The sequence below is a fragment of the Ruegeria sp. SCP11 genome, assembly GCF_040329455.1.
Classification (GTDB): domain Bacteria; phylum Pseudomonadota; class Alphaproteobacteria; order Rhodobacterales; family Rhodobacteraceae; genus Ruegeria; species Ruegeria atlantica_E.
In genome coordinates this window covers 22,438-45,183 of sequence record NZ_JBDZYG010000014.1, presented here as the reverse complement: position 1 = coordinate 45,183, position 22,746 = coordinate 22,438, and the positions used below count along the sequence as shown (strand labels likewise).

Genomic DNA, 22,746 nt, shown 5'->3' with positions numbered 1-22,746 from the left:
TAATGCTGAACCCTCTGGCCTCACTGCCACGGTAAAGCGTTGTGAAAAAAGGTTCTGGAGTTACGGAACCGCAACGAAAAGGAAAGTGACACGTGGCACGTATTGCCGGCGTAAACATCCCGACTGCAAAGCGGGTACCTATCGCCCTCACATATATCACCGGTATCGGCAACACCTCGGCTAAAGCGATCTGCGAAGCCGTGGGCATTGAAGCGACCCGTCGCGTCAACGAACTGTCCGACGCCGAAGTTCTGAAAATCCGCGAATACATCGACGAAAACTTCACCGTCGAAGGTGACCTGCGTCGTGAAGTTCAGATGAACGTCAAGCGCCTGATGGACCTGGGCTGCTATCGCGGTCTGCGTCACCGCCGTAACCTGCCGGTTCGCGGTCAGCGTACCCACACCAATGCTCGTACCCGCAAAGGCCCCGCAAAGGCCATCGCTGGTAAGAAGAAATAAGGGAGGGTCTGACTGATGGCACGTGATAAGACTCGCGTTAAGCGCAAAGAGCGTAAGAACATCGCATCGGGCGTCGCCCATGTGAACTCGACCTTCAACAACACCAAGATCCTGATCTCGGACGTGCAGGGCAACGCCATCTCGTGGTCGTCTGCCGGTACCATGGGCTTCAAGGGATCGCGGAAATCGACACCCTACGCCGCTCAGATGGCTGCAGAAGACGCAGGCAAGAAGGCGCAGGAACATGGCGTCAAGACGCTGGAAGTCGAAGTTCAGGGCCCCGGTTCGGGCCGTGAATCGGCTCTGCGCGCGCTGGCTGCTGTGGGCTTCAACATCACGTCGATCCGGGACGTGACCCCGATTGCTCACAACGGCTGCCGCCCGCCGAAGCGTCGCCGCGTCTAAGCGATTTTGAATTGAGCTGGGGCTGTGTTTTTGCACGGCCCCAGCACGTCATTTTGAACCTCGGGCGTCTGCACCTTGTTGGTCATGGGGCGCGGACAGGAATGGAGGGATTACATGATCCATAAGAATTGGGCAGAATTGATCAAGCCGACCCAGTTGGAAGGCAAGCCGGGCAACGACCCTGCGCGTCAGGCAACTCTGGTTGCCGAGCCGCTGGAGCGTGGTTTTGGTCTGACCCTGGGCAACGCGCTGCGCCGCGTTCTGATGAGCTCGTTGCAAGGCGCGGCCATCACCAGCGTTCAGATCGACAACGTTCTGCACGAGTTCTCCTCGGTTGCAGGCGTTCGTGAAGACGTCACCGACATCATCCTGAACCTCAAGCAGGTGGCCCTGCGCATGGAAGTCGAAGGCCCCAAGCGCCTGTCGATCAATGCCAAAGGCCCCGCAGTTGTTACCGCCGGTGACATCAGCGAGAGCGCCGGTATCGAGGTTCTGAACCGCGATCACGTCATCTGCCACCTGGACGATGGCGCCGACCTGTTCATGGAACTGACCGTCAACACCGGCAAGGGCTACGTCTCGGCTGAGAAAAACAAGCCGGAAGATGCTCCTATCGGTCTGATCCCGATCGACGCGATCTATTCGCCGGTCAAAAAGGTTGCCTATGACGTTCAGCCGACCCGTGAAGGTCAGGTTCTGGACTATGACAAACTGACCCTGAAGATCGAAACCGATGGTTCGATTACCCCGGAAGACGCGCTGGCCTTTGCCGCGCGTATCCTGCAGGACCAGCTGTCGATCTTCGTGAACTTCGACGAGCCCGAAGCGGCTGGCCGCCAGGACGAAGACGACGGTCTGGAGTTCAACCCGCTGCTGCTGAAGAAAGTGGACGAGCTGGAATTGTCGGTCCGTTCGGCAAACTGCCTGAAGAACGACAACATCGTCTACATCGGCGATCTGATCCAGAAGACCGAAGCCGAGATGCTGCGCACCCCGAACTTCGGCCGCAAGTCGCTGAACGAGATCAAAGAAGTGCTGTCCGGCATGGGTCTGCACCTCGGCATGGATGTCGAGGATTGGCCGCCCGACAACATCGAAGATCTGGCGAAGAAATTCGAAGACGCGTTCTAAGCGCGTCTTCCCCAATGCCCGGGCTGCCGGGGACTGTATGGGCACTTCCGCCCCAAGGAGAGCCGGTGACACGCATCGCCGGCCAGACAAAGCAAAACGCGAAAGAAGGAACTAGAAAATGCGTCACGCACGTGGTTACCGCCGCCTGAACCGTACTCATGAGCACCGCAAGGCGCTGTTTGCGAACATGGCTGGCTCGCTCATCGAGCATGAGCAAATCAAAACGACTCTGCCGAAGGCAAAAGAACTGCGTCCGATCATCGAAAAGCTGGTCACTCTGGGCAAGCGCGGCGACCTGCACGCCCGTCGCCAGGCCGCAGCACAGCTGAAAGAAGACAAAGACGTCGCAAAGCTGTTCGAAGTTCTGGGCCCCCGCTACGCCGAGCGTCAGGGCGGTTACGTCCGCATCCTGAAAGCTGGCTTCCGCTATGGCGACATGGCTCCGATGGCGATCATCGAATTCGTTGATCGTGACGTCGACGCCAAAGGCGCGGCCGACAAGGCCCGCGTTGCCGCCGAAGAGGCAGCAGACGAAGAATAAGAAAGCCCGGCTTTCTGATTTCGACCCCCGCGTTTCGGACGCGGGGGTTTTTTGTATGCGACTGGTGTCGCTTTTGGACAAATTGCGTTGATTTCCGGGAATGAAGTGGCAGCCACCCCGCGCCACGCTGTATATCAAGCGTGGAGGACTGATCATGACACTGTCTGAAATACCTGCCGAACTTACAGGGCCGTCCGTCTGGACCGGACGGGAAATGGTCGAACGGCAGAAGGAATGGATCGTCGACCTAGGACCTGACGATATCGCCGATCTTGAACAAGCCGCCCGCCACTACTTGAGCCTTGGGCGAGATATCGGTGAGATCACAAAGTCAGAATTCCCACTGAAACGTCTGGACGGGCACCTGATTAAACTTCGTGACAAGCTTATAAACGGGATCGGGTTCGAGGTGATCCGCGGCCTGCCGGTGCAGGCCTATTCGCAGGAAATGGCGGCAGCGATCTTTTGTGGTGTCGGTGCGCATCTGGGGTCGGCGCGCTCGCAGAACGCGCAGGGGCATATTCTGGGGCATGTTCGGGACGTAGGTGCAGATGCAAGTGATCCGAATACACGGATTTACCAGACCCATGAGCGCCAGACCTTTCACACGGACAGTGCCGACATTGTCGGTTTGATGTGTTTGAGGGACGCTAAAAAGGGTGGAGACTCTCTGCTGGTCAGTGCAGAAACCATCTACAATCGGATGCGGGCCGAGTGCCCTGATCTGCTGCAACTGCTGTTCGATCCCCTTGCGACCGACCGCAGGGGCGAAGTGCCCGAAGGAATGCAGCCCTTCATGACAATCCCTCCGTTCAACTGGCACGACGGCAAGCTGACCGTGTTCTATCAGCGCCAATACATCGACAGCGCGCAACGGTTTCCAGAAGCCATGCAACTGACACCGGATCACATCGCGGCGTTGGACACGTTCGATGCACTGGCCAATGATCCGGATTTGCACCTGACCATGCGGTTGCAGCCCGGCGATATGCAGTTCGTTTACAATCATTCCCAACTGCATGACCGCACAGGGTTCACCGATTGGCCGGATCCGGCTGAGCGGCGTCACCTTTTCCGACTTTGGCTGTCACCCGAGGGAGACCGGGAACTGCCGGACGTGTTCCGACAACGCTATGGCACAATCGAAGTCGGCAACAGGGGTGGGATCATTACGAAGGGCACCCGGCTCCACGCGCCGCTGGATTGAACCTCAATCCCGTGCTTGCATTACGTTTCGCGGGGACGCATATCCATCTCAACTCTGTACGTTGAGGTTAGAATGCTCCGCGCGACACTTATTGCACTTTCCGTTGCCTGCGCTTCCTTTGCCACGGCTGAAACCCGCGTTCCACAATCCAAGGCCGAAATCAGCATAGGCTTTGCACCGGTGGTCAAAGAGGCCTCGCCAGCAGTCGTTAATATCTATGCCAAGATTGTGCGACAGGGGCGGGCGAACCCGTTCTTCTCAGACCCGTTCTTTCAGGATTTCTTTGGCGGCGGCTTTGGCGAACCACGCCCGCGGGTGCAGAACTCGCTGGGTTCGGGTGTGATCCTGTCTTCGGACGGCTACGTTGTGTCAAACTATCACGTGGTTGGTACGGCCACGGAAATTCGAGTGGTGACGACGGATCGGCGGGAGTTTTCGGCACAGGTCGTGTTGGGCGATAAGGAAAGCGATATCGCCATTCTGCGGCTGGAAGAAGCAGATAACTTGCCGTTCCTGCAATTGCGCGACTCGGATCACGTTGAAGTAGGGGAGTTGGCATTGGCCATCGGCAACCCGTTTGGGGTGGGGCAGACCGTGTCGTCGGGCATCATCTCGGGGCTTGCACGAACGGGGGCCGCGACCGGCAATGCGCGTGGCTATTTCATTCAGACCGACGCGGCAATCAATCCGGGGAACTCCGGTGGAGCCTTGATCGACGTGAACGGCGACCTGATCGGGATCAACACTGCTATTCTGACCCGATCGGGCGGTTCGAACGGTATAGGCTTTGCGATCCCCGCAAATCTGGTGGCAGAGTTCCTGCGGCAGGCGCAGCAAGGCAATGACAGCTTCATCAGCCCCTGGGCCGGAATGGCAGGCCAGCATATGAGCGCCGATATCGCCGAGTCGTTGGGTTTGGTGATCCCTTTGGGCGTTGTGATTTCTGACTTGCACCCGCTCAGCCCTTTGGCCGAGGCCGGGCTGCGTGTGGGCGACGTGGTTACCCATGTGGACGGAGACGAGGTGAATTCTCCAGCCGAGATGAAGTTCCGCATGTCCGTGGCCGGTGTCGGCGGTACCTCGGTCGTAACGCGGCTACGCAGTGATGAGAGCGCCGAGGTCGAGGTGGCCCTGATCGAGGCGCCCGAAACCCCGGCGGCCGAGGAAACGACGCTGGATGATCGGACCGTTATGCCCGGCCTTACAATTTCGCGCATCAATCCGGCAGTGATTTCACGGATGGGGCTGGTGCTGTCACAGTCCGGCGTGGTCGTGGTGGATGCGGGGCGATATGGTGGTCGCTCCGGGCTGCGCGCAGGAGATGTAGTCAACAGCATCAACGGCACCCAGATTGCCCACCCGCAGGATGTAGTCGACGCGCTGACCGATCCGGGACGCAGGCTGAACTTTGATGTTCTGCGCGGGGGACGATCGGTATCCCTGCGGTTCCGGTTGTAAAACCATGAGCGACCTGTTCGACACCGGGGCATCCGAACCCGCGCCACCCGCGCATCGCCCACTGGCAGATCGATTGCGGCCGAAAACGCTGGCCGAAGTCATTGGGCAGGAGCAGGTGTTGGGTCCAGACGCGCCGCTTGGCGTCATGCTGGCGTCGGGCAGCTTGTCGAGTCTGGTGTTCTGGGGGCCTCCGGGCGTGGGGAAAACCACCATCGCGCGTCTGTTAGCGCAGGAGACCGATCTGCACTTCGTTCAGATCAGTGCGATCTTCACCGGTGTGCCGGATCTGAAAAAAGTGTTCGAAGCCGCCAAGATCCGCCGTCAGAACGGGCAGGGCACACTGCTGTTTGTGGATGAGATTCACCGATTCAACAAAGCCCAGCAGGACGGGTTCCTTCCGCATATGGAGGACGGGACGATCCTGCTGGTCGGGGCAACCACCGAGAACCCCTCTTTTGAGTTGAATGCCGCTGTTCTCAGTAGGGCGCAGGTTCTGGTGCTGGAACGTCTCAGCCTTGCCGATCTGGAGCGGCTGACCCAGCGGGCCGAGAAAGAGTTGGACCGCGCGCTGCCACTCACGGGGTCTGCCCGCGAAGCGCTGCAGGAAATGGCGGATGGTGACGGGCGGGCCTTGCTGAACCTGATCGAACAGATCGCGGCGTGGAAGGTGGATGCGCCACTGGACACCGAGGCGCTGTCCACCCGGCTGATGCGTCGCGCGGCGAAGTACGACAAATCGGGCGACGAGCATTATAACCTGATCTCGGCTCTGCATAAATCTGTTCGCGGATCGGACCCGGATGCGGCGTTGTACTGGTTTGCGCGGATGCTGGAGGGGGGGGAAGATCCCCGCTATATCGCCCGCCGCCTGACCATCATGGCGGTCGAGGATATCAGCCTGGCCGACCCGCAGGCACAGGCGCTGGCCCTGCATGCGTGGGAAGTCTACGAACGAATCGGTAGCCCCGAGGGGGAACTGGCACTAGCGCAGGCCGTTGTCTATCTGGCGCTGGCACCCAAGTCGAACGGAGCCTATGCGGGGTATAAGGCAGCCCGCGAGCTGGCCCGCCGCTCGGGCAGCGAACCGCCGCCGATGCACATTCTGAACGCGCCCACGACCCTGATGAAAAAGCAGGGCTTTGGAGCGGGATACAAGTACGACCACGATCAAGATGACGGGTTTTCCGGCCAGAATTACTTCCCTGAAACCATGGAACGACCGGTGCTGTACCAACCGGTTGAGCGTGGTTTTGAGCGCGAGCTGAAAAAGCGGCTGGATTATTTCGCCAAGCTGAGGGCGCAGCGCAACAGCTAAGTGCCGCCGCGTTAGAGGCGACAGATAAAGAAAAACGGGTTTCCCTTGGGCCATGAGAGTCGAGGGAGGAAACTCATGCCCGTTTCAATCGAGAAAACCGACGACGTCTGGACCATCATTCATGACCGTCCGGATGCGCGAAACGCTGTGGATACCGAACATGCCGCGGCTTTGGTCGCCGCGTTTTTGGAGTTTGAAGACAGTCCGGCCAAAGCGGCTGTGTTCTGGGGCAAAGGTGGGAACTTCTGTGCGGGGTGGGATCTGAAACTCGCGGCCACTCTTTCGGACCCGGAGTTGGGAGAGGCATATTTCGAAAAACACACCTTCCCTATCGGTTCTGCTCCATCGACACTTGGTCCTATGGGACCGTCCCGTCTGGAATTGTCCAAGCCTGTGATCGGTGCGGTGGAAGGGGCCGCCGTGGCCGGTGGGATGGAGCTTGCCCTATGGTGCGACATCCGGGTGATGGCTGAAACCGCCTATCTGGGCGTCTATTGCCGCCGCTGGGGGATCACGTTGATGGATGGCGGCTCGGTCCGGTTGCCGCGTCTGGTCGGGCAGGGGAAGGCGCATGAGATCGCGCTGACTGGGCGCAAGGTTGAAGCCGAGGAATGCTACCGCATCGGTCTGGCTGAGAAAGTCGTTCCCCACGGCGACGCCCGTATTGCAGCTGAAGCAATGGCGCATGAGATCGCTCGTTTCCCGCAGGCAGCCGTGCGGGCCGACCGCCGCTCGATCATCGAGACACGCGGTATGCCGGTGCGCGATGCGCTGAAGGTCGAGTGGGCCAACGGCTTGGAGGCGATCCGCCGAGAAGGCACCGCCGGAGCGGGCCGGTTCCGCGACGGGGCTGGACGGCACGGCGACTTCTCGAACATCTGACCACCTTGACTCTTGCCCCTTTGCACGCCACAGACGCGCATGTTTTCTATGGCACTTACAGACTGGTTTACCGCGCGGATAATCCGCGCGACGCAGGGGATATCGGCATGAGCGGCGTACAGATGATCACCGTGGCAGAGGGTGATGGCGACCAGCGGCTGGACCGGTGGCTGCGCCGTCTGTTCCCGCATGTCAGCCAGGGGCGCATCGAAAAGATGTGCCGCAAGGGAGAACTGAGGGTTGAAGGAGGCCGTGTCAAGGCCTCGACCCGACTGGAGGCCGGTCAGGTGGTGCGCGTACCGCCTTTGCCCGATGCCGATCACAAACCGGCCGAGGTTAAGCACCGTATTTCGGATGCCGATGCCAAGATGATCCAGTCTTGTGTGATTTATCGCGATGACGACGTGCTGGCGCTGAACAAGCCGCATGGCCTGCCGGTGCAGGGCGGCAGCGGGCAGACCCGTCATGTCGACAGCCTATCTGAGGCGCTGCGGTTCGGATATGACGAGAACCCCCGCCTTGTGCACCGTCTGGACAAGGACACGTCAGGTGTTCTGTTGCTGGCCCGTACCCGCGAGGCCGCGAAGGGGCTGACCGCAGCGTTCCGTCACCGCGATACGCGCAAGATCTACTGGGCTTTGGTGGCTGGCGTCCCGACCCCGTATCTGGGTGAGATCAAGACCGGGCTGGTCAAGGCACCGGGTCACGGTAAGCATGGTGAAGGTGAAAAGATGGTCGCCGTACACCTGGACGAGATTACTGATACTCCGGGTGCGAAACGGGCGCATACGCTTTACGCCACGCTGTACCGAGTGGCTGGGCGTGCCTCGTGGGTGGCGATGGAGCCGATTACGGGCCGCACTCATCAGCTGCGGGCGCATATGGCGGCCATAGGGCATCCGATTGTTGGGGATGGCAAATACGGCGGCTCGGGGCAGGAAAACCTGGGCGATGGCTGGGGTGCGCAGCTGGGTGGGATCATCAGTAAAAAGCTGCACTTGCACGCCCGTCAGGCCTCGTTCCAGCACCCGATGACGCGCAAGACCATTACCGTCACTGCGCCATTGCCAGATCACATGAAACACAGCTGGGACACGTTCGGCTGGACCGAAGATCTGGCGGCCGAGGATCCCTTCGAGGAACTGCAATGAGCGCACCCCTGCGTCTGGTGCTGTTCGATGTAGACGGCACTCTGGTCGACAGTCAGGGCAGTATCGTGGCGGCAATGACCGCCAGTTTCGATGCTTTGTCCCTGCCGGTGCCGGAGCGAGAGGCGATCCTGTCCATCGTCGGCCTATCCCTGCCCATCGCTATGGCGCGGCTGGCGTCAGACCATTCTGGCAGCGTGCAGCACCGTCTGGTCGAGGGCTACAAGGAAGCCTATCACGCCCACCGGTTGGAACTCGGGGCGGCAAGCTCGCCGCTCTATCCCGGAGCGCGGGATGCGATTGCTACGCTGCACGCCGTGCCCGAGGTTCTGCTGGGCGTGGCCACCGGAAAATCTCAGCGTGGACTGGATGCGTTGATCGAAGCGCACGGGTTGGAGCGCTATTTCGTGACCCGACAAGTCGCGGATCACCATCCATCGAAGCCGCACCCGTCGATGATCGACACAGCGCGTAGCGAAACCGGGGTAGACGCGGCCAACACGGTCATGATTGGCGATACCAAGTTCGACATGGACATGGCAAACGCGGCCGGGGTGGCGAGTGTCGGTGTGACTTGGGGCTATCACGACCGGTCCGCGCTGGACGGTGCAACCTGCATTATTGAAACCTTTGACCAGTTGCCCCGCGCGCTGGACGATATCTGGACCTGACAACATGAGCGACTGGAAGCCGAAACGATTTTGGACCGAGAGCGCGGTGGTGGAAACCGAGGGTGGCTTCACCGTTGAATTGGATGGTCGCCGCGTGAAAACCCCTGCCAAGGCCGCTTTGGTCCTGCCAACCCGTGCCATGGCAGACGAGGTCGCCGCGGAATGGGACGCTCAGGAAAAAGTGATTGACCCGGCGGTGATGCCTTTCACCCGGTCGGCCAATGCCGCCATCGACAAGGTCCACCATCAACACGCCGAGGTTGCGGACATGCTGGCCGATTACGGCGATTCGGACTTGCTGTGCTATCGAGCAGCCCACCCGCAGGAGTTGCAGAAACGCCAGACTGAGCAATGGGATCCAGCGCTGGACTGGGCGGCCGAGACGCTTTCGGCGCGGTTGTTGTCTGTAGCCGGAGTATTGCATCAACCTCAGCCGACGGCGGCGCTGACCACCCTCCGACAGCGTGTTCATGCGCTCAGCGATTTTCAAATGGCCGCATTTCACGATCTTGTCAGCCTGTCGGGGTCGCTCATTCTTGGTTTTGCTGCCGCCCACAATTGGCGCAGTGCAGAAGAAATTTGGGGAATTTCCAGGCTGGATGAGCTTTGGCAGATCGAACAATGGGGTCACGACGATGAGGCCCACGCGGTTGCTGAGACCAAAAAGACGGCTTTTTTGCACGCCAAACGGTTCTTTGACCTCTCGGTTTGATCCCTCATGGCCTGATTTTACACCATTGGATGAGTCATCCTTGAATTGACTCATCGTTTTCCCTGATCCGGGCCTTGACGTTTGTGAATGATTGCGCCCAAACTCATGCCCACTAAAGGGGAGACACCTTTGGGGAAACCTTTCTGGTGCCAAAGGTGCCGGACAGAGCCGTCCCAAGACCGGGGCGGAAAATCAGGAAGAGGTAAAAATGAAAAAATCCGTAATCTTGGGCGTGGCAACCATCGCCGGCCTGGCTGCTGCTGCAGCTGCGGCGGGGACTGCCGATGATGTCAAGGCGCGCGGCAAACTGAACTGTGGCGTGGCGACCGGTGTTCCCGGCTTTGCCAGCCCGGATGCCAACGGCGAGTGGCAGGGCTTTGACGTGGCTGTGTGCCGCGCAGTCGCAGCCGCCGTTCTGGACGATCCGACCGCTGTTGAATTCATTCCGACTACCGGTAAAACGCGTTTCACCGCGCTGGCTTCGGGCGAGATCGACATGCTGGCCCGTAACACAACCTGGACCTTCAGCCGCGACGTCGACCTGAAGTTCGAATTTGTAGGCATCAACTACTATGACGGTCAGGGTTTCATGGTTCCCAAGGCTCTGGGCGTCAGCTCGGCCAAGGAACTGGACGGCGCAACCGTCTGCATTCAGACTGGCACCACCACCGAGCTCAACCTGGCGGATTTTTTCCGCATCAACAACATGAGCTACGAGCCGGTTCCGATCGAAACCAACGCCGAAGCGCAGCAGCAGTATCTGGCTGGTGCCTGTGACGTCTACACCACCGACGCATCGGGCCTGGCGGCGACCCGCGCCACCTTTGAAAACGCCGGTGACCACGTGATCCTGCCCGAAATCATCTCGAAAGAGCCGCTGGGCCCGCTGGTCCGTCACGGCGATCACGAGTGGGGCGATGTGGTCCGCTGGACCCTGAACGCGCTGATCGCAGCCGAAGAGCTGGGCGTGACCTCGGCCAACATCGACGAGATGGCCGCTGGCACCGACAACCCCGAAGTGAACCGTCTGCTGGGCAGCGAAGGCACTCTGGGTGAGATGCTGGGCCTGGACGCGACCTGGGCGCAGCGCGCGATCAAAGTTGGCGGCAACTATGGCGAAGTCTTTGCCAAGAACATCGGTGAGGAAACCCCGATCGGTCTGGCACGTGGCCTGAACGCGCAGTGGACCGACGGTGGCCTGCTGTACGCACCGCCGTTCCGCTAAAATCCACGGAAAAGGGCGCGGGGAAACCTGCGCCCTTTTTCCTTAAATAAGAAACATTCCCGGATAGATTGAACGAAGACCAACTTCGTCGGCTAAAAACGGGATGCACGGGGAAAAACATAGGTCATGACGACACTCACTGACCCGCCGAAGGAGCACTTCCGGCTGTCCATGCTCCTTTACGATACGCGGTACCGATCTGCGACCATCCAGGTCATTGCAATGATCGGTTTCATGCTTCTGGCAGCCTGGATTATCAACAACACCGTTCAGAACCTCGAAACGCTGGGCAGAACAGTCGGGTTCGGGTTTTTCGGCGAGCCGTCGAGTTATGACATCAACCAACGCCTGCTGGAATACGACTCGCGCGATACCCATCTGCGTGCGGCCTTTATAGGCCTGCTGAACACGCTGGTTGTTGCCGTTCTGGGCTGTATCACGGCAACGATCATCGGCGTCATGGTTGGTGTTCTGCGCCTGTCGAACAACTGGCTGATCGCACGGATCATGACGGTTTATGTCGAAATGTTCCGCAACGTTCCGGTCCTGCTTTGGATCGTGTTCGCCATGGCGATTCTGATCGAAAGCCTGCCTGCTCCGCGCGCGTTCCGGGGGGAAAATCCAGAAGCCACGATGGATCTGTTCGGCACCGTCGCTGTGACAAATCGCGGGGTCTATATCCCCGAATTCCTGTTCTCACGCGGTTTGGGTGATATTCATCTGTTCGGCACATCGAGCTTGCGCTTTGACGTCTCTCTGGACCTGATCGCGTTCTTGATCGTGCTTGGCGGCAGCATTTTTGCCATGCGCAAGGTGTCGGCTTGGGCCACTGCCACGCAGGAAAAGACCGGTGACCGTCCGACCATCTGGCACATCCAATTGGGCCTGCTGTTCGTGCCATCGGCCATCCTGCTGGCCGCGCTGGGCTTCCACCTGGGCTATCCTGAATTGAAGGGCTTTAACTTCACCGGCGGCACCCATCTGCGGAACTCGCTGATTGCCCTTTGGCTGGCGCTGTCGCTATACACCGCGGCTTTCATCGCCGAGATCGTTCGCGCCGGTATTTTGGCCATCTCGAAAGGCCAGACCGAGGCCGCATCTGCACTGGGTCTGCGCCCGGGTCGGACCATGCGCCTTGTGATCCTGCCGCAGGCGCTACGGGTGATTATCCCGCCGATGATCTCAAACTATCTGAACCTGACCAAGAACTCGTCACTGGCGATTGCGGTTGGATATATGGATATCACCGGCACTCTTGGCGGCATCACCATGAACCAGACCGGACGCGAGCTGGAATGCGTTCTTCTGCTCATGCTGGTCTATCTTACCATCTCACTGAGCATTTCGGCGGTGATGAACTGGTACAACAACCGTGTCAAACTGGTGGAGCGGTAATATGAGTGATGTTTCATTTGTCCGCACGGAAATGTTGCCGGAAAAGGCGCCACCCGCATCCGAGGTTGGTGTACTGGGCTGGATCAGGCACAACCTGTTCTCAAGCTGGCTGAACGCCATTCTGACCATCATCTCTCTGTATTTCATCTACTACGTGCTTTCGAACATCCTGAGTTGGACGTTCGAATCCGTTTGGAATGCGAACTCCCTGTCGGAATGTCGCGAGATCATGATGGCCACATGGGGCGATACTCATGGTCATGCGTGCTGGGGTGTTATCAAGGACCGGTGGCTACAATTGCTGTACGGTTTTTATCCACCTTATCCGGCGCATCCGGACGCAACGTGGTCTAATCCGCCCGAATCCGGCGGCTGGCCCGCCTATTTTCGGCCTAACCTGACCTTCATCCTGTTGCTTGTCGCGATTGCGCCGGTGCTGTTCACCAAAGTACCGCGCAAACTTCTTTTCGTGACGGCGGCCTATCCGTTCCTGCTGCCTTGGCTGATGTGGGGCGGCAGCATCTGGGGACCGCTGATGGTCGCCGCCGGGCTTGGCTTTGGGTATCTTGCATACAAGTTTGTGCTCCCAGTCGCAGGTTCACTGACAGCGATGATCCTTGCAGTCGCAGTGCCAATTCTCTGGTGGTTGTTTGCCTCCGGTTCGGTTGCTGACGCGATCAACTCCGTCATTCCGATCGGCATCGCTCCGGTGGAAAGCCGCGACTTTGGAGGCTTCATGCTGGCGATCCTGTTGGGCGTTGTGGCCATCGGTGTCTCGTTGCCCATCGGTATCGTTCTGGCACTCGGCCGTCAGTCGGATCTGATGATCGTTAAGTATCTGTGCGTGGGCTTTATCGAGTTCATCCGCGGTGTGCCGCTGATCACCCTGCTGTTCGTGGCCTCGCTGCTGTTGAACCTGTTCCTGCCGCCGGGCACCAATTTTGACATCATCCTGCGGGTGATGATCATGATGACCCTGTTCTCGGCCGCCTATATGGCCGAGGTGATCAGGGGTGGTCTGGCTGCTCTGCCGCGCGGTCAGTACGAAGGCGCGGACAGTCTGGGCCTGAACTACTGGCAGGCGCAGCGGTTGATCATCATGCCTCAGGCTCTGAAAATCTCGATCCCGGGCATCGTGTCGACCTTTATCGGCATTTTCAAGGATACCACGCTGGTCTCGATCATCGGTCTGTTCGACGTGATCGGCCTGACCAATGGCATCCGCGCCGATACCGCCTGGAACGGCGTCTACTGGGAACTGTTTGCCTTTATCGGCGTTCTGTTCTTCGTCGTCTGCTTCTCCATGTCCCGTTATTCCATGTACCTGGAGCGCAAGCTTCAGACTGGCCACCGTTAAGGAGTTCAACGCATGTCTCAACTTGCTGTAGAACGTGAAATTGACCGCACGAAGATGCAGGTGAGCGACGAGGTCGCCATCGAAATCACCAACATGAACAAGTGGTACGGGTCCTTCCACGTGCTGCGCGACATCAATCTGACCGTCAACCAGGGCGAGCGGATCGTAATCGCGGGGCCGTCGGGATCAGGCAAGTCCACCCTGATCCGCTGCTTGAACGCGCTGGAGGAACACCAGCAGGGCACGATCATCGTGGACGGGACCGAGTTGTCGAATGACCTCAAGAACATCGACAAGATCCGGTCCGAGGTTGGCATGGTGTTCCAGCACTTCAACCTGTTTCCGCATCTGACCATTCTGGAGAACTGCACGCTGGCCCCGATCTGGGTGCGCAAGACGCCCAAGAAAGAGGCCGAAGAGCGCGCGATGCATTTCCTGGAAAAGGTGAAGATCCCCGAACAGGCGGACAAGTATCCTGGCCAGCTTTCGGGTGGTCAGCAGCAGCGTGTGGCGATTGCACGCTCGCTGTGCATGATGCCGCGGATCATGTTGTTCGATGAACCGACATCGGCGCTGGACCCCGAGATGATCAAAGAGGTGCTCGACACCATGATCGAACTGGCCGAGGAAGGCATGACCATGCTGTGTGTGACCCACGAGATGGGCTTTGCCCGTCAGGTCGCCAACCGCGTGATTTTCATGGATGCGGGCCAGATCGTGGAGCAGAACGAACCGGAAGAGTTCTTCAACAACCCGCAGAGCGAACGGACCAAGCTGTTCCTCAGCCAGATTCTGGGGCACTAAGCCTAACGAAACGATTGATAAGGCGGGGTTTTGCCCCGCCTTTTTTCATTCTAGCAATTCGCGTGGAATGACAAAGCCCTGCACGTTGCCGCTGCGCCAACGGACATGCGCCCAATCGTCGATGTCGAACCGGATCACTGTCGTGGCGCAAGTCGGGTAATCGTGAAACCGTGCATGGTCGGGGGCCTGCCGGACAATAAGGCTGGCAAAAGCGGCAATGCCGGGGTTGTGGCCCAGCATTAGCACCGTGGGTTCCGTGGCGCCTGACAGCTCGATCAGCATGTCCTCGGAGGCCGCATGATAGAGCGTGCGGTGAAAGCAGACTTTGTCGGCCTGCAGGTTCATTCGATCCCAGGTCTCGCGTGTGCGGGTTGAGGTTGAACTTAGCACCTCATCCGGCAGCCATCCGTTTTCGCGTAGCCAGCCAGCGATCGCCGGGGCTGATTTGCGTCCGCGCTTGTTCAGGGGGCGGTCGTGATCGGTAAGCGCCGGGCTGTCCCAACTGGATTTCGCGTGGCGGGTCAGGATCAGGGTACGGGTCATGTTGGATGAAACGCTCTCATATGGTGGGCGGATTGTTCCGGGTCGCGCCCTGCGCCTGTGCTGAGCGGGCAGGACAGCCGCGCAAGGCACCCACCGGTCATACAGGTCTGGCCCTCTGGGGTGGATAGATGTGCGTGGCAGGCAGCGACGTCATAAAAGTCGCGGGCGTTCAGTGCTTCGACCGGGCAGGATGTTGCACAGGGAGCAGGGCAGTCTGTGCAGGGCGACGCGCTGCTGCCTTCGGGGATGTCGAATTCCCGCGCAAAATGCAACGCCCCGCGGTAGGAGATCATCATACCAACGGTGTCATGCACCAAAGCGCCAACCGGGCTGCTGAAGGTGCGACCGGATTTCAGCGCCCAGTCGATGAAGGGCGCATAGGGTGGTCCGCCAAACGGAAAATATGCCTGTGCGCCCAAATTCTGTGCCATCTGACCAAAGACGCGGCTGGACCAGCGGTCCACTGGGTCCGGTCCCGACCATTCCGAAGACGCCTTCAAGACAGGCCAGAAGGCCGAACCCGCGCCCAAAAGAACCAGAGTTCCCCCGTCCAGCCCCTTGGCACCACTTAGTCGTGGATGTGTCGCGCCCATGACGATCAGGCCCGCTTGATGCGCCGCGCGCATTACCCAGCCGTAGCTGATTGCTGCCGCGTAAGAGGATGGTGGGGGCTTTCCGGTCATCTCTCCTCAGCGGGTTACGTTAATCGGGGCGGATCAGTGACCCGGCGCCGTGCTCGGTGAACAGCTCCAGCAGGACCGCATTGGGCGCGCGCCCGTCCAGAATGACAACCGCCCGCACACCGCTGTGCAGCGCATCCAGCGCCGTTTCCGTCTTGGGGATCATGCCGCCCGCAATCGTGCCGTCCATCGTCATCTCGCGGATCTGACCCGCCTTCAGCTCGGTCACCACGTCCCCGGCGGCGTTCTTCACACCCGACACGTCCGTAAGCAGTAGCAGCCGGTCCGCCTTGAGCGCCGATGCGATGGCCCCGGCGGCAGTGTCGCCATTGATGTTGAAGGTCTCGCCGTCCTTGCCTGCGCCCAGAGGGGCAATCACAGGGATCACGTCATGCGCGAAAAGGTCGTGCAGGATTTTTGGCTCCATCTTGGACGGAGAGCCGACAAACCCCAGCGCCGGATCGGCCTGATCGCAGGTAATCAAGTTTGCATCCTTACCCGACAGGCCCACGGCGGTGCCGCCCTGACCGTTGATCGCTTGCACGATGCGTTTGTTTACGAGGCCAGCCAGAACCATCTCGACCACTTCGACAGTAGCCTTGTCAGTCACACGTTTGCCATTCACGAACTCTGACTGGATGTTCAACTGGTCCAGCATCGCGTTGATCATCGGACCGCCGCCATGCACGATCACCGGGTTTACACCGACCTGACGCATCAGGACGACGTCGCGGGCAAAGCTTTCCATTGCTTCGTCACTGCCCATGGCGTGGCCGCCCAGTTTAATAACGACGATTGCCCCGTCATAGCGCTGCAGGTAAGGCAAAGCGCTGTTCAAAGTGGCGGCGGTGGCGATCCAGTCCCGGTTCATATCTCGTGTCTTCATATCTTGGTCCTCTTCCTCACGTGTTAGGCGTTTTAGGCGCATAAGCCAAGATCGCTGTTGTGAGTGCAGTCGGCGCTGCTAGTGTGCCCGCACACCCTGAGTCAGGAGACACATCCAATGGAGCAAAAAACTCTTGTTTTGACGGGTGCAAGCCGGGGCATAGGTTTCGCGACTGTGCGACGGTTCCATGCTGAAGGCTGGCGGGTTATCACATGCTCGCGCTCTCCTGTGCCCGAAGATTGTCCGTGGGAGGGAAAAGAAAACCATGTGCAGCTGGATCTGAGTGATCCCGCCGATACGATCAATTCAGTCGGTGTTCTGCAAGAAATGATCGGAGGGAAACTTCACGCACTCGTCAACAATGCAGGGGTGTCGCCGAAAGGACCCAATGGAGAACGCCTGAGTACGCTAGACACTGACCTCATGACCTGGGGGCAGGTTTTCCATGTCAACTTCTTTGCGTCCGTTGTTTTAGCGCGCGGGTTGAAAGAGGAATTGGCCGCCGCCCGCGGATCAGTCGTCAATGTGACATCTATTGCAGGTTCGCGCGTGCATCCGTTTGCAGGCGCTGCCTATGCGACATCCAAGGCAGCCCTGGCAGCCCTGACGCGGGAAATGGCACATGACTTCGGTCCAATGGGCGTGCGTGTGAACGCTATCGCGCCCGGAGAGGTCGAAACTGGAATCCTCAGCCCTGGCACCAGTAAAATAGTGGAAAAGCTGCCACTTGGACGGTTGGGTCAGCCCGAGGAAGTCGCCGCGGCGATCTATTTTCTGTGCTCTCAGGAAAGCTCATACATCTCCGGTGCGGAAATCGAGGTGAATGGGGCACAGCACGTTTGAGAATATCAAGCTGGTCGGACCGCACCAGTGCGGCACGGCCCGGTTTTGTTAGCTCATGGCGCGCTTCATGGCCGGGATATTGCTTATCAGCAACAGGTCAATCGTCAGCACGACCAGCAGGGTCAGGCCGACCAGCGGGAAGGCCATCGCAGTGAACAGCCCAATCAGAACGGCCCCTTTCCACAGCGGCAGTTCAGCGGGCATCGGCGGAGCAGCCAGACGTCCTGCGCGCTGCGGCCGTCGCTTGACCCACATCATCACGCCCGAGATGCAGACGAAGATGACCGACAGGCAGAACACGAGGTTCAGGATAAAGTTCCACGTGCCCATCAGTCCCATGTGAAACGGAATGCCGACGGCCATGGATTTACCCATCAGCGAGTAATCCTGATACCTAACATCTGCCAGAATCTTGCCGGTATACTGATCAACATGGACAGTGCGATCATTTACCGGATCGGTCGAGTCGCTGCTCATGCTGTCGCGGTTCAGGGTCCAGACACCGTCTGTGCCGCCGGGATAGGCCACGCGGAAACGCCCGGTCATGTCCAGAGACGTTCCCAGCGCGACCAGCGCGTCGATATCCACCGGCGTGCCCTGAGGAACGCCTTCGATCCCGGTTTCCGAACCCGAGGCAGGCATCGGCGTTTGTTCCAACGCCCAAGGAACGTCGTTCTGGTGCCCGTGATTCATACTGGCATGGGTGTCGTCCGACAGGGGCACGTTGTCCCATTTCTCGGCTGGGAAGCTGTTCCACGGTTGGACGATCATACCACCCCAGACACCAGCCCAAGACAGGCCAGAGATCAGGAACACCACCAGCAAACCGGACATCCAGAATCCGATCACGGCGTGTAGAGACTTCCATAACGCGCGCCCTCGTGCCCCTAGGTTCGGGACAAAGGCCGCCAAGGCGTTACCTCGAGGCCACCACATATAAAGGCCGGTAAAGACCAGAAGCAGACTCAGCCCCGCGGCGATCTCAAGGATGCGATCTCCGGCCGTGCCTATCAGCAAGGTCGAGTGGATGTTGTCCGCCAAATCGTACCAGCCTGCGCGGCGATCCCAGACCTGAAGCACCTCTCCGGCATAAGGATCGACAGCCACAAGACGTTGACCCGCTTCGGATTTGATGCGGAAGACAGGGGCCAGATCGGCGACCTTCGGGCCGATCCATTCGACGACTGTGCCCGGAACCTCGGTCAGCGCGACCTCGACCTGTTGTGACACGGGCAGGGCAGTGCCCTGTACTTCGACCGCGATTCTTTCGCCATCACGGCCATCGAATTGGGTGATGAGCATCATCATCAGGCCAGTAACGGCCAGAATGATCAGGAAGGGGATGACGAAAATCCCCGCATAGAAGTGCCACCGCCAGGCGGCGAAGTAGAACTTTTGCGCACTAGTGTTTTGTGCCGGGGTTTCCCCCACGCTTTGGCTATCCATTGCCATAGTGTTCTCCGGATTCGAGAATTGCCCCGCGCAGAACCTGCGCAGGTTTACAAAATTTGACGTGAATCAGGAGAAGGCGGGAGGAGCCCGTGCGTCATAGCGGGCGTAGAACCCGGCGCTGCGATGGGTGAAATCACGGTGGGCCCAGCGGGGCTGAATCGAGGCCGCAAAGGGTATGATCGACCCAATAGTTGGAAAGGTGATATCAGCACTCAGGCCCGCAAAAGGGCACATAGTGCGCTGGTCGCCCTCATCGTGGATCGGTTCGCTCGGGTCCAGATCGACCCATTGTTCAACCGTGCCTTCACCGGTGCAGAGCACCAGCAGCACCTTGCCGTCATTGCCCATCGCGGGCATCCACCCCTGCGGGATAGCGCCGGTTAGCAGCAGCGCCAGCGTGGTCAGCAGAGCAAAAAGGCGGATTGGCAGGCTCATTCCAAATGCGCGATGATCGAACGCAGGGTCGGGATGCCATCGGCTGTTTCGGACGAAGTCAGAACGATTTCCGGGAATGCTGCCGGATGTTTGGACAACGCGCCACGCACCTGATCCAGTACTTTCTCACGATCCTTGGCCTTGACCTTGTCGGCCTTGGTCATCACGCATTGAAAAGTCACGGCACTGGTATCCAGCAGCTTCATGATCTCGGCGTCGACCGGTTTCACACCATGGCGTGAGTCAATCAGAACGAAGGCGCGGCGCAGTGTCTGACGACCGCTCAGGTATTGCTTCAGCAGCCGCTGCCATTTCTCCACCACCTTGACCGGTGCATTGGCATAGCCATAGCCGGGCAGGTCAACCAGATACAGTTCGGGGCCTTGGGTGAAAAAGTTGATCTCTTGGGTGCGGCCCGGCGTGTTTGACGCGCGCGCCAACCCCTTGGTGCCGGTCAGCGCGTTGATCAGGCTGGATTTGCCAACGTTCGAACGGCCCGCAAAACAGACCTCCAAACGGTCGGGCGCGGGCAGGCCGTTCATTGCGACCACGCCTTTGACGAATTCGGATTCGCCCGCAAACAGTTTGCGGCCACGCTCCAGTGCGAACTCATCAGGATCTTCGGCCAGAGGGAAGGGGAGGGTGTTCATAGCAATTCTACCTTATCACCAACCGAGATTTTGCCGCCCTTGAGAACTTCGGCATAGACGCCGAAATCCTTGTGGCCCCAGGTATCCAGCGCGTCCAAAGTGTCGGCATCACGTACGCCCGTGTCCGGATTGGCCGTTGTCGCCAAGCAGCGGGTGATGCGTTCACGAACGCTGAACACGGCTTCGCCGATCTGAACCTCACGACCCAGCCATTCGAATTCTTCCCATAACGGCGGGCCATCGAACCAGATGTTGCCGCGCCAGCGATGGATCGACAGATCCTGACCCAGCTTTTGCCCAACTGCGCGGTGAGACGCCACGTTGCACAGGCTGATCGAGGGGAAATTGCTGTCGGTCATGCCGCGCCCCGGCACCCGGATGATCCGCGCCGAGGCCGCCCGGTCCGCAGGCATCAGAGGTTTGACCCAGTCCAGAAATTCCTGCTGCTCGTTGTCGGGGGCAAAAGTTAATTCCGGGCGGTCCGGGTGGGACAGCGTCAGGGTATCTCCATCCGACCGTGCGGAAATCGCCATCAACTGCGGTGCTTTCGCGCCTCGGCTGAAATTGGCGCAAGGCACCCAGCCAGAGCCGTCCGCCTTGGACGCCTCATGCGCGACCGCCCAAACGCGATCCCCGGGCATGGTTTGCCCGGGGATCACGGTTACGGTCTCGACAGCTTCACGACCATGGCTTTTGATCGGATGCCGCCAAAGCTGGGTTACTTCAGCCGTCATTTATCGCCCGTTTTCGGTGTTCGCTTGAAGCCGGATTTGATGTTGCCAAATACGTCCGGTTTATAGCCCTGGCTGCGCATGATCAGGTATTGCTGCGTGAACGTGATCGTGTTGTTCGCGATCCAGTAGACAACCAGCCCGCTTGCAAAACTACCAAGCATGAACATGAACACCCACGGCATCCAAGCAAAGATCATCGCCTGCGTCGGGTCGGTTGGTGCCGGGTTCAGTTTCTGTTGCAGCCACATCGAGATACCCAGCAGCAACGGCAAAATACCGATGAAGATCAGCGCCATGAGGCTGTCAGGCTGCGGTCCGGCCCAGGGCAACAGCCCAAACAGGTTCATGATCGAGGTTGGGTCCGGCGCGCTCAGGTCCTGGAAGGGACCAAACCACGGAGCCTGACGAAGTTCGATGGTGACGAAGATCACCTTATACAGCGAGAAGAAGATCGGAATCTGCATCAGGATCGGCAGACAGCCAGCGGCGGGGTTCACCTTTTCCTTCTTGTACAACTCCATCATACCCTGCTGCATCTTCTGACGGTCGTCGCCAGCGGCCTCTTTCAAGGCCTCCATCTGCGGCTGGAGTTCTTTCATCTTGGCCATTGAGACGTAGGATTTGAACGCCAGTGGGAACAGGATCGCCTTGATGATCAAGGTCAGGCCGATGATCGACCAGCCCATGTTGCCGATCAGCGCGTTGATGTTGTGCAGCAGCCAGAAGATCGGCTTGGTCAGGAAGAAGAACCAACCCCAGTCGATGCTGTCGATGAATTTCTGCACGCCCTCCGCCTGATACTCGCGAATGGTGCCCCATTCCTTGGCTCCGGCAAACAGTCGCGTCGTCACTTGCGCCGTTTCTCCGGCACCTACGGTAAGCGTAGGTGTCTTGATGTCGGCCTGATAGACTTTGTTCCGGGCGTTGAATGCAGCCGAAGATGTGAACTGGGACCCTTGCTCAGGGATGAGCGTTGTCATCCAATAGTGATCTGTGAAACCGATCCAGCCTTCACTCATGTTTTCGAATGTTTCAGACTCATCCTGAAGATCGCCATAGTCGACTTCGGTGAGGGTGCCGTCAGCCATGCTGATCAGGCCCTCATGCAGGATGAAGAAGTTCTTCAGATCGGGAATATCGCCATCTTCGCCGATACCATGGCGAGCAAGGATTCCGTAGGGCGCCATGGCCACGGTGGCGTCGGATGCGTTCTCAACCGATTGGGTGACGGTGAACATATAGTTCTCATCCACCGAGATCATTCGGCGGAAGGTCAGCCCCTTGCCATTTTCCCATTTTAGGGTGATCGGCGTTTCAACGCCCAGTGTTTCGCCCTCTTCAACGGTCCACTGCGTGTTCGGACCGGGCACGTCTTCGCCTCCGACACCAGCACCGGGGGCCCAGCCATACAGGGCGTAATAGGCGGATTCAGATCCGATCGGCGACAGCAGGTCAACGATAGGCGCGCCTTCGTCGATCGAAACCTTGTAGTCTTTCAGGAACAATTCATCGATCCGGCCGCCCGACAGCGACAGGCTACCCTTCAGACGAGGCGTGTCGATATCGACACGAGGAGCCTGGTCCTCTGGCAGTGTCTCTTCAGTGACGGTCGTGGCGTCGCCCGCGGTTCCGGTACCCGTAGCGCTTGGCGTCTGAACCTCATTGCCTTCGACGGCGGTAATCTCGGTCTGCTCTGGCGTCGGTGCCTGTTCCGGTGGAGGGAACAGCACGAACCAAACAAGGATCACGAGAAAGCTGAGCGCGGTTGCAAGGATGAGATTCTTGTTCTGATCGTCCATCGGGGACAGCCA

24 protein-coding genes are annotated in these 22,746 nt (G+C 59.1%); 16 read left to right on the top strand and 8 right to left on the bottom strand.

Going from position 1 to position 22,746, the window contains the following annotated elements; all coding sequences use genetic code 11:
* Positions 1-92 precede the first annotated feature (92 nt).
* The 15 genes from rpsM (at position 93) to ABLN94_RS19090 (ending at position 14,712) form a co-directional block, all read left to right on the top strand.
* Positions 93-461, top strand: a complete 369-nt coding sequence (rpsM, locus tag ABLN94_RS19160) for a 30S ribosomal protein S13 (protein ID WP_170332212.1) — start codon at positions 93-95, stop codon at positions 459-461.
* Between the two features lie 15 nt (positions 462-476).
* Positions 477-866 (top strand): 30S ribosomal protein S11, encoded by a 390-nt coding sequence (gene rpsK / locus ABLN94_RS19155; protein WP_008757289.1) that lies wholly within the window; start codon positions 477-479, stop codon positions 864-866.
* A 114-nt stretch (positions 867-980) separates the two neighbouring features.
* The gene (locus tag ABLN94_RS19150) at positions 981-1,997 is read left to right on the top strand and encodes a DNA-directed RNA polymerase subunit alpha (protein ID WP_113791474.1); all 1,017 of its coding nucleotides are present in this window, start codon (positions 981-983) and stop codon (positions 1,995-1,997) included.
* A 118-nt stretch (positions 1,998-2,115) separates the two neighbouring features.
* Complete coding sequence (gene rplQ, locus ABLN94_RS19145; protein WP_039538314.1) at positions 2,116-2,538, top strand: 50S ribosomal protein L17; 423 nt, start codon at positions 2,116-2,118, stop codon at positions 2,536-2,538.
* Positions 2,539-2,692: 154 nt separating this feature from the next.
* A complete protein-coding gene (locus ABLN94_RS19140) occupies positions 2,693-3,745 on the top strand; it encodes a TauD/TfdA family dioxygenase (protein ID WP_352995517.1) in 1,053 nt (350 codons plus the stop codon).
* Between the two features lie 72 nt (positions 3,746-3,817).
* Complete coding sequence (locus ABLN94_RS19135) at positions 3,818-5,203, top strand: trypsin-like peptidase domain-containing protein (RefSeq protein WP_352995514.1); 1,386 nt, start codon at positions 3,818-3,820, stop codon at positions 5,201-5,203.
* Positions 5,204-5,207: 4 nt separating this feature from the next.
* Complete coding sequence (locus ABLN94_RS19130) at positions 5,208-6,518, top strand: replication-associated recombination protein A (protein WP_352995511.1); 1,311 nt, start codon at positions 5,208-5,210, stop codon at positions 6,516-6,518.
* A gap of 75 nt (positions 6,519-6,593) precedes the next feature.
* On the top strand, positions 6,594-7,400 hold the full coding sequence (locus tag ABLN94_RS19125; RefSeq protein ID WP_352995508.1) for a crotonase/enoyl-CoA hydratase family protein: 807 nt from the start codon (positions 6,594-6,596) through the stop codon (positions 7,398-7,400).
* A 107-nt stretch (positions 7,401-7,507) separates the two neighbouring features.
* A complete protein-coding gene (locus tag ABLN94_RS19120) occupies positions 7,508-8,551 on the top strand; it encodes an RluA family pseudouridine synthase (protein WP_352995506.1) in 1,044 nt (347 codons plus the stop codon).
* A complete protein-coding gene (locus tag ABLN94_RS19115) occupies positions 8,548-9,219 on the top strand; it encodes an HAD-IA family hydrolase (RefSeq protein ID WP_352995503.1) in 672 nt (223 codons plus the stop codon). The genes ABLN94_RS19120 and ABLN94_RS19115 overlap by 4 nt, the downstream gene beginning before the upstream one ends.
* 4 nt (positions 9,220-9,223) lie before the next feature.
* Positions 9,224-9,931 (top strand): ATP12 family chaperone protein, encoded by a 708-nt coding sequence (locus ABLN94_RS19110; RefSeq protein WP_352995500.1) that lies wholly within the window; start codon positions 9,224-9,226, stop codon positions 9,929-9,931.
* Positions 9,932-10,139: 208 nt separating this feature from the next.
* On the top strand, positions 10,140-11,156 hold the full coding sequence (locus ABLN94_RS19105) for an amino acid ABC transporter substrate-binding protein (protein WP_170495424.1): 1,017 nt from the start codon (positions 10,140-10,142) through the stop codon (positions 11,154-11,156).
* Between the two features lie 126 nt (positions 11,157-11,282).
* Entirely contained in the window at positions 11,283-12,551 is a 1,269-nt protein-coding gene (locus ABLN94_RS19100; RefSeq protein ID WP_352995497.1) for an amino acid ABC transporter permease, read from the top strand.
* A 1-nt stretch (position 12,552) separates the two neighbouring features.
* Positions 12,553-13,908, top strand: coding sequence for an amino acid ABC transporter permease (locus ABLN94_RS19095; RefSeq protein ID WP_352995495.1), 1,356 nt, complete (start codon positions 12,553-12,555; stop codon positions 13,906-13,908).
* A 12-nt stretch (positions 13,909-13,920) separates the two neighbouring features.
* Positions 13,921-14,712 carry an amino acid ABC transporter ATP-binding protein gene (locus ABLN94_RS19090; RefSeq protein WP_352995492.1) on the top strand — a complete coding sequence of 264 codons (792 nt, stop codon included), beginning with the start codon at positions 13,921-13,923 and terminating at the stop codon, positions 14,710-14,712.
* Positions 14,713-14,757: 45 nt separating this feature from the next.
* On the opposite strand, the gene ABLN94_RS19085 is transcribed toward ABLN94_RS19090, so the two are convergent.
* The 3 genes from ABLN94_RS19085 to argB are packed head-to-tail and all read right to left on the bottom strand — an operon-like array spanning position 14,758 to position 16,821.
* On the bottom strand, positions 14,758-15,255 hold the full coding sequence (locus tag ABLN94_RS19085; protein ID WP_352995489.1) for a SixA phosphatase family protein: 498 nt from the start codon (positions 15,253-15,255) through the stop codon (positions 14,758-14,760).
* Positions 15,252-15,938 (bottom strand): ferredoxin, encoded by a 687-nt coding sequence (locus tag ABLN94_RS19080; protein ID WP_352995486.1) that lies wholly within the window; start codon positions 15,936-15,938, stop codon positions 15,252-15,254. Before ABLN94_RS19080 ends, ABLN94_RS19085 begins: the two co-directional genes overlap by 4 nt.
* A 19-nt stretch (positions 15,939-15,957) precedes the next feature.
* Positions 15,958-16,821, bottom strand: a complete 864-nt coding sequence (argB, locus tag ABLN94_RS19075; RefSeq protein ID WP_352995483.1) for an acetylglutamate kinase — start codon at positions 16,819-16,821, stop codon at positions 15,958-15,960.
* A gap of 117 nt (positions 16,822-16,938) precedes the next feature.
* Here argB and ABLN94_RS19070 point away from each other — a divergent pair, with 117 nt between their 5' ends.
* A complete protein-coding gene (locus ABLN94_RS19070; RefSeq protein ID WP_352995480.1) occupies positions 16,939-17,664 on the top strand; it encodes an SDR family NAD(P)-dependent oxidoreductase in 726 nt (241 codons plus the stop codon).
* Positions 17,665-17,712: 48 nt separating this feature from the next.
* Here the strand turns inward: ABLN94_RS19070 and ABLN94_RS19065 are convergent, their stop codons facing one another.
* The 5 genes from ABLN94_RS19065 to yidC all read right to left on the bottom strand — a co-directional run bounded on the left by ABLN94_RS19065 (position 17,713) and on the right by yidC (position 22,734).
* Positions 17,713-19,116, bottom strand: coding sequence for a PepSY-associated TM helix domain-containing protein (locus tag ABLN94_RS19065; protein WP_352995478.1), 1,404 nt, complete (start codon positions 19,114-19,116; stop codon positions 17,713-17,715).
* Between the two features lie 66 nt (positions 19,117-19,182).
* Positions 19,183-19,551 carry a DUF2946 domain-containing protein gene (locus ABLN94_RS19060; protein WP_352995475.1) on the bottom strand — a complete coding sequence of 123 codons (369 nt, stop codon included), beginning with the start codon at positions 19,549-19,551 and terminating at the stop codon, positions 19,183-19,185.
* Positions 19,548-20,201 carry a ribosome biogenesis GTP-binding protein YihA/YsxC gene (yihA, locus tag ABLN94_RS19055; RefSeq protein WP_352995472.1) on the bottom strand — a complete coding sequence of 218 codons (654 nt, stop codon included), beginning with the start codon at positions 20,199-20,201 and terminating at the stop codon, positions 19,548-19,550. Before yihA ends, ABLN94_RS19060 begins: the two co-directional genes overlap by 4 nt.
* Positions 20,198-20,935 carry an MOSC domain-containing protein gene (locus ABLN94_RS19050; RefSeq protein ID WP_352995470.1) on the bottom strand — a complete coding sequence of 246 codons (738 nt, stop codon included), beginning with the start codon at positions 20,933-20,935 and terminating at the stop codon, positions 20,198-20,200. The genes yihA and ABLN94_RS19050 overlap by 4 nt, the downstream gene beginning before the upstream one ends.
* A complete protein-coding gene (gene yidC, locus ABLN94_RS19045; RefSeq protein WP_352995467.1) occupies positions 20,932-22,734 on the bottom strand; it encodes a membrane protein insertase YidC in 1,803 nt (600 codons plus the stop codon). Before yidC ends, ABLN94_RS19050 begins: the two co-directional genes overlap by 4 nt.
* Between the last annotated feature and the right edge of the window lie 12 nt (positions 22,735-22,746).

Bases quoted from the DNA above. Each gene is read 5' to 3' on its own strand.
- ABLN94_RS19140 (WP_352995517.1), top strand. From the start codon at position 2,693: ATGACACTGTCTGAAATACCTGCCGAACTTACAGGGCCGTCCGTCTGG.
- ABLN94_RS19090 (WP_352995492.1), top strand. From the start codon at position 13,921: ATGTCTCAACTTGCTGTAGAACGTGAAATTGACCGCACGAAGATGCAG.
- ABLN94_RS19135 (WP_352995514.1), top strand. From the start codon at position 3,818: ATGCTCCGCGCGACACTTATTGCACTTTCCGTTGCCTGCGCTTCCTTT.
- ABLN94_RS19120 (WP_352995506.1), top strand. From the start codon at position 7,508: ATGAGCGGCGTACAGATGATCACCGTGGCAGAGGGTGATGGCGACCAG.
- ABLN94_RS19150 (WP_113791474.1), top strand. From the start codon at position 981: ATGATCCATAAGAATTGGGCAGAATTGATCAAGCCGACCCAGTTGGAA.
- ABLN94_RS19060 (WP_352995475.1), bottom strand. From the start codon at position 19,551: ATGAGCCTGCCAATCCGCCTTTTTGCTCTGCTGACCACGCTGGCGCTG.
- ABLN94_RS19095 (WP_352995495.1), top strand. From the start codon at position 12,553: ATGAGTGATGTTTCATTTGTCCGCACGGAAATGTTGCCGGAAAAGGCG.
- ABLN94_RS19070 (WP_352995480.1), top strand. From the start codon at position 16,939: ATGGAGCAAAAAACTCTTGTTTTGACGGGTGCAAGCCGGGGCATAGGT.
- ABLN94_RS19110 (WP_352995500.1), top strand. From the start codon at position 9,224: ATGAGCGACTGGAAGCCGAAACGATTTTGGACCGAGAGCGCGGTGGTG.
- ABLN94_RS19080 (WP_352995486.1), bottom strand. From the start codon at position 15,938: ATGACCGGAAAGCCCCCACCATCCTCTTACGCGGCAGCAATCAGCTAC.
- ABLN94_RS19100 (WP_352995497.1), top strand. From the start codon at position 11,283: ATGACGACACTCACTGACCCGCCGAAGGAGCACTTCCGGCTGTCCATG.
- ABLN94_RS19125 (WP_352995508.1), top strand. From the start codon at position 6,594: ATGCCCGTTTCAATCGAGAAAACCGACGACGTCTGGACCATCATTCAT.
- argB (WP_352995483.1), bottom strand. From the start codon at position 16,821: ATGAAGACACGAGATATGAACCGGGACTGGATCGCCACCGCCGCCACT.
- yihA (WP_352995472.1), bottom strand. From the start codon at position 20,201: ATGAACACCCTCCCCTTCCCTCTGGCCGAAGATCCTGATGAGTTCGCA.
- ABLN94_RS19065 (WP_352995478.1), bottom strand. From the start codon at position 19,116: ATGGCAATGGATAGCCAAAGCGTGGGGGAAACCCCGGCACAAAACACT.
- ABLN94_RS19050 (WP_352995470.1), bottom strand. From the start codon at position 20,935: ATGACGGCTGAAGTAACCCAGCTTTGGCGGCATCCGATCAAAAGCCAT.
- rplQ (WP_039538314.1), top strand. From the start codon at position 2,116: ATGCGTCACGCACGTGGTTACCGCCGCCTGAACCGTACTCATGAGCAC.
- ABLN94_RS19130 (WP_352995511.1), top strand. From the start codon at position 5,208: ATGAGCGACCTGTTCGACACCGGGGCATCCGAACCCGCGCCACCCGCG.
- rpsK (WP_008757289.1), top strand. From the start codon at position 477: ATGGCACGTGATAAGACTCGCGTTAAGCGCAAAGAGCGTAAGAACATC.
- yidC (WP_352995467.1), bottom strand. From the start codon at position 22,734: ATGGACGATCAGAACAAGAATCTCATCCTTGCAACCGCGCTCAGCTTT.
- ABLN94_RS19085 (WP_352995489.1), bottom strand. From the start codon at position 15,255: ATGACCCGTACCCTGATCCTGACCCGCCACGCGAAATCCAGTTGGGAC.
- ABLN94_RS19105 (WP_170495424.1), top strand. From the start codon at position 10,140: ATGAAAAAATCCGTAATCTTGGGCGTGGCAACCATCGCCGGCCTGGCT.
- ABLN94_RS19115 (WP_352995503.1), top strand. From the start codon at position 8,548: ATGAGCGCACCCCTGCGTCTGGTGCTGTTCGATGTAGACGGCACTCTG.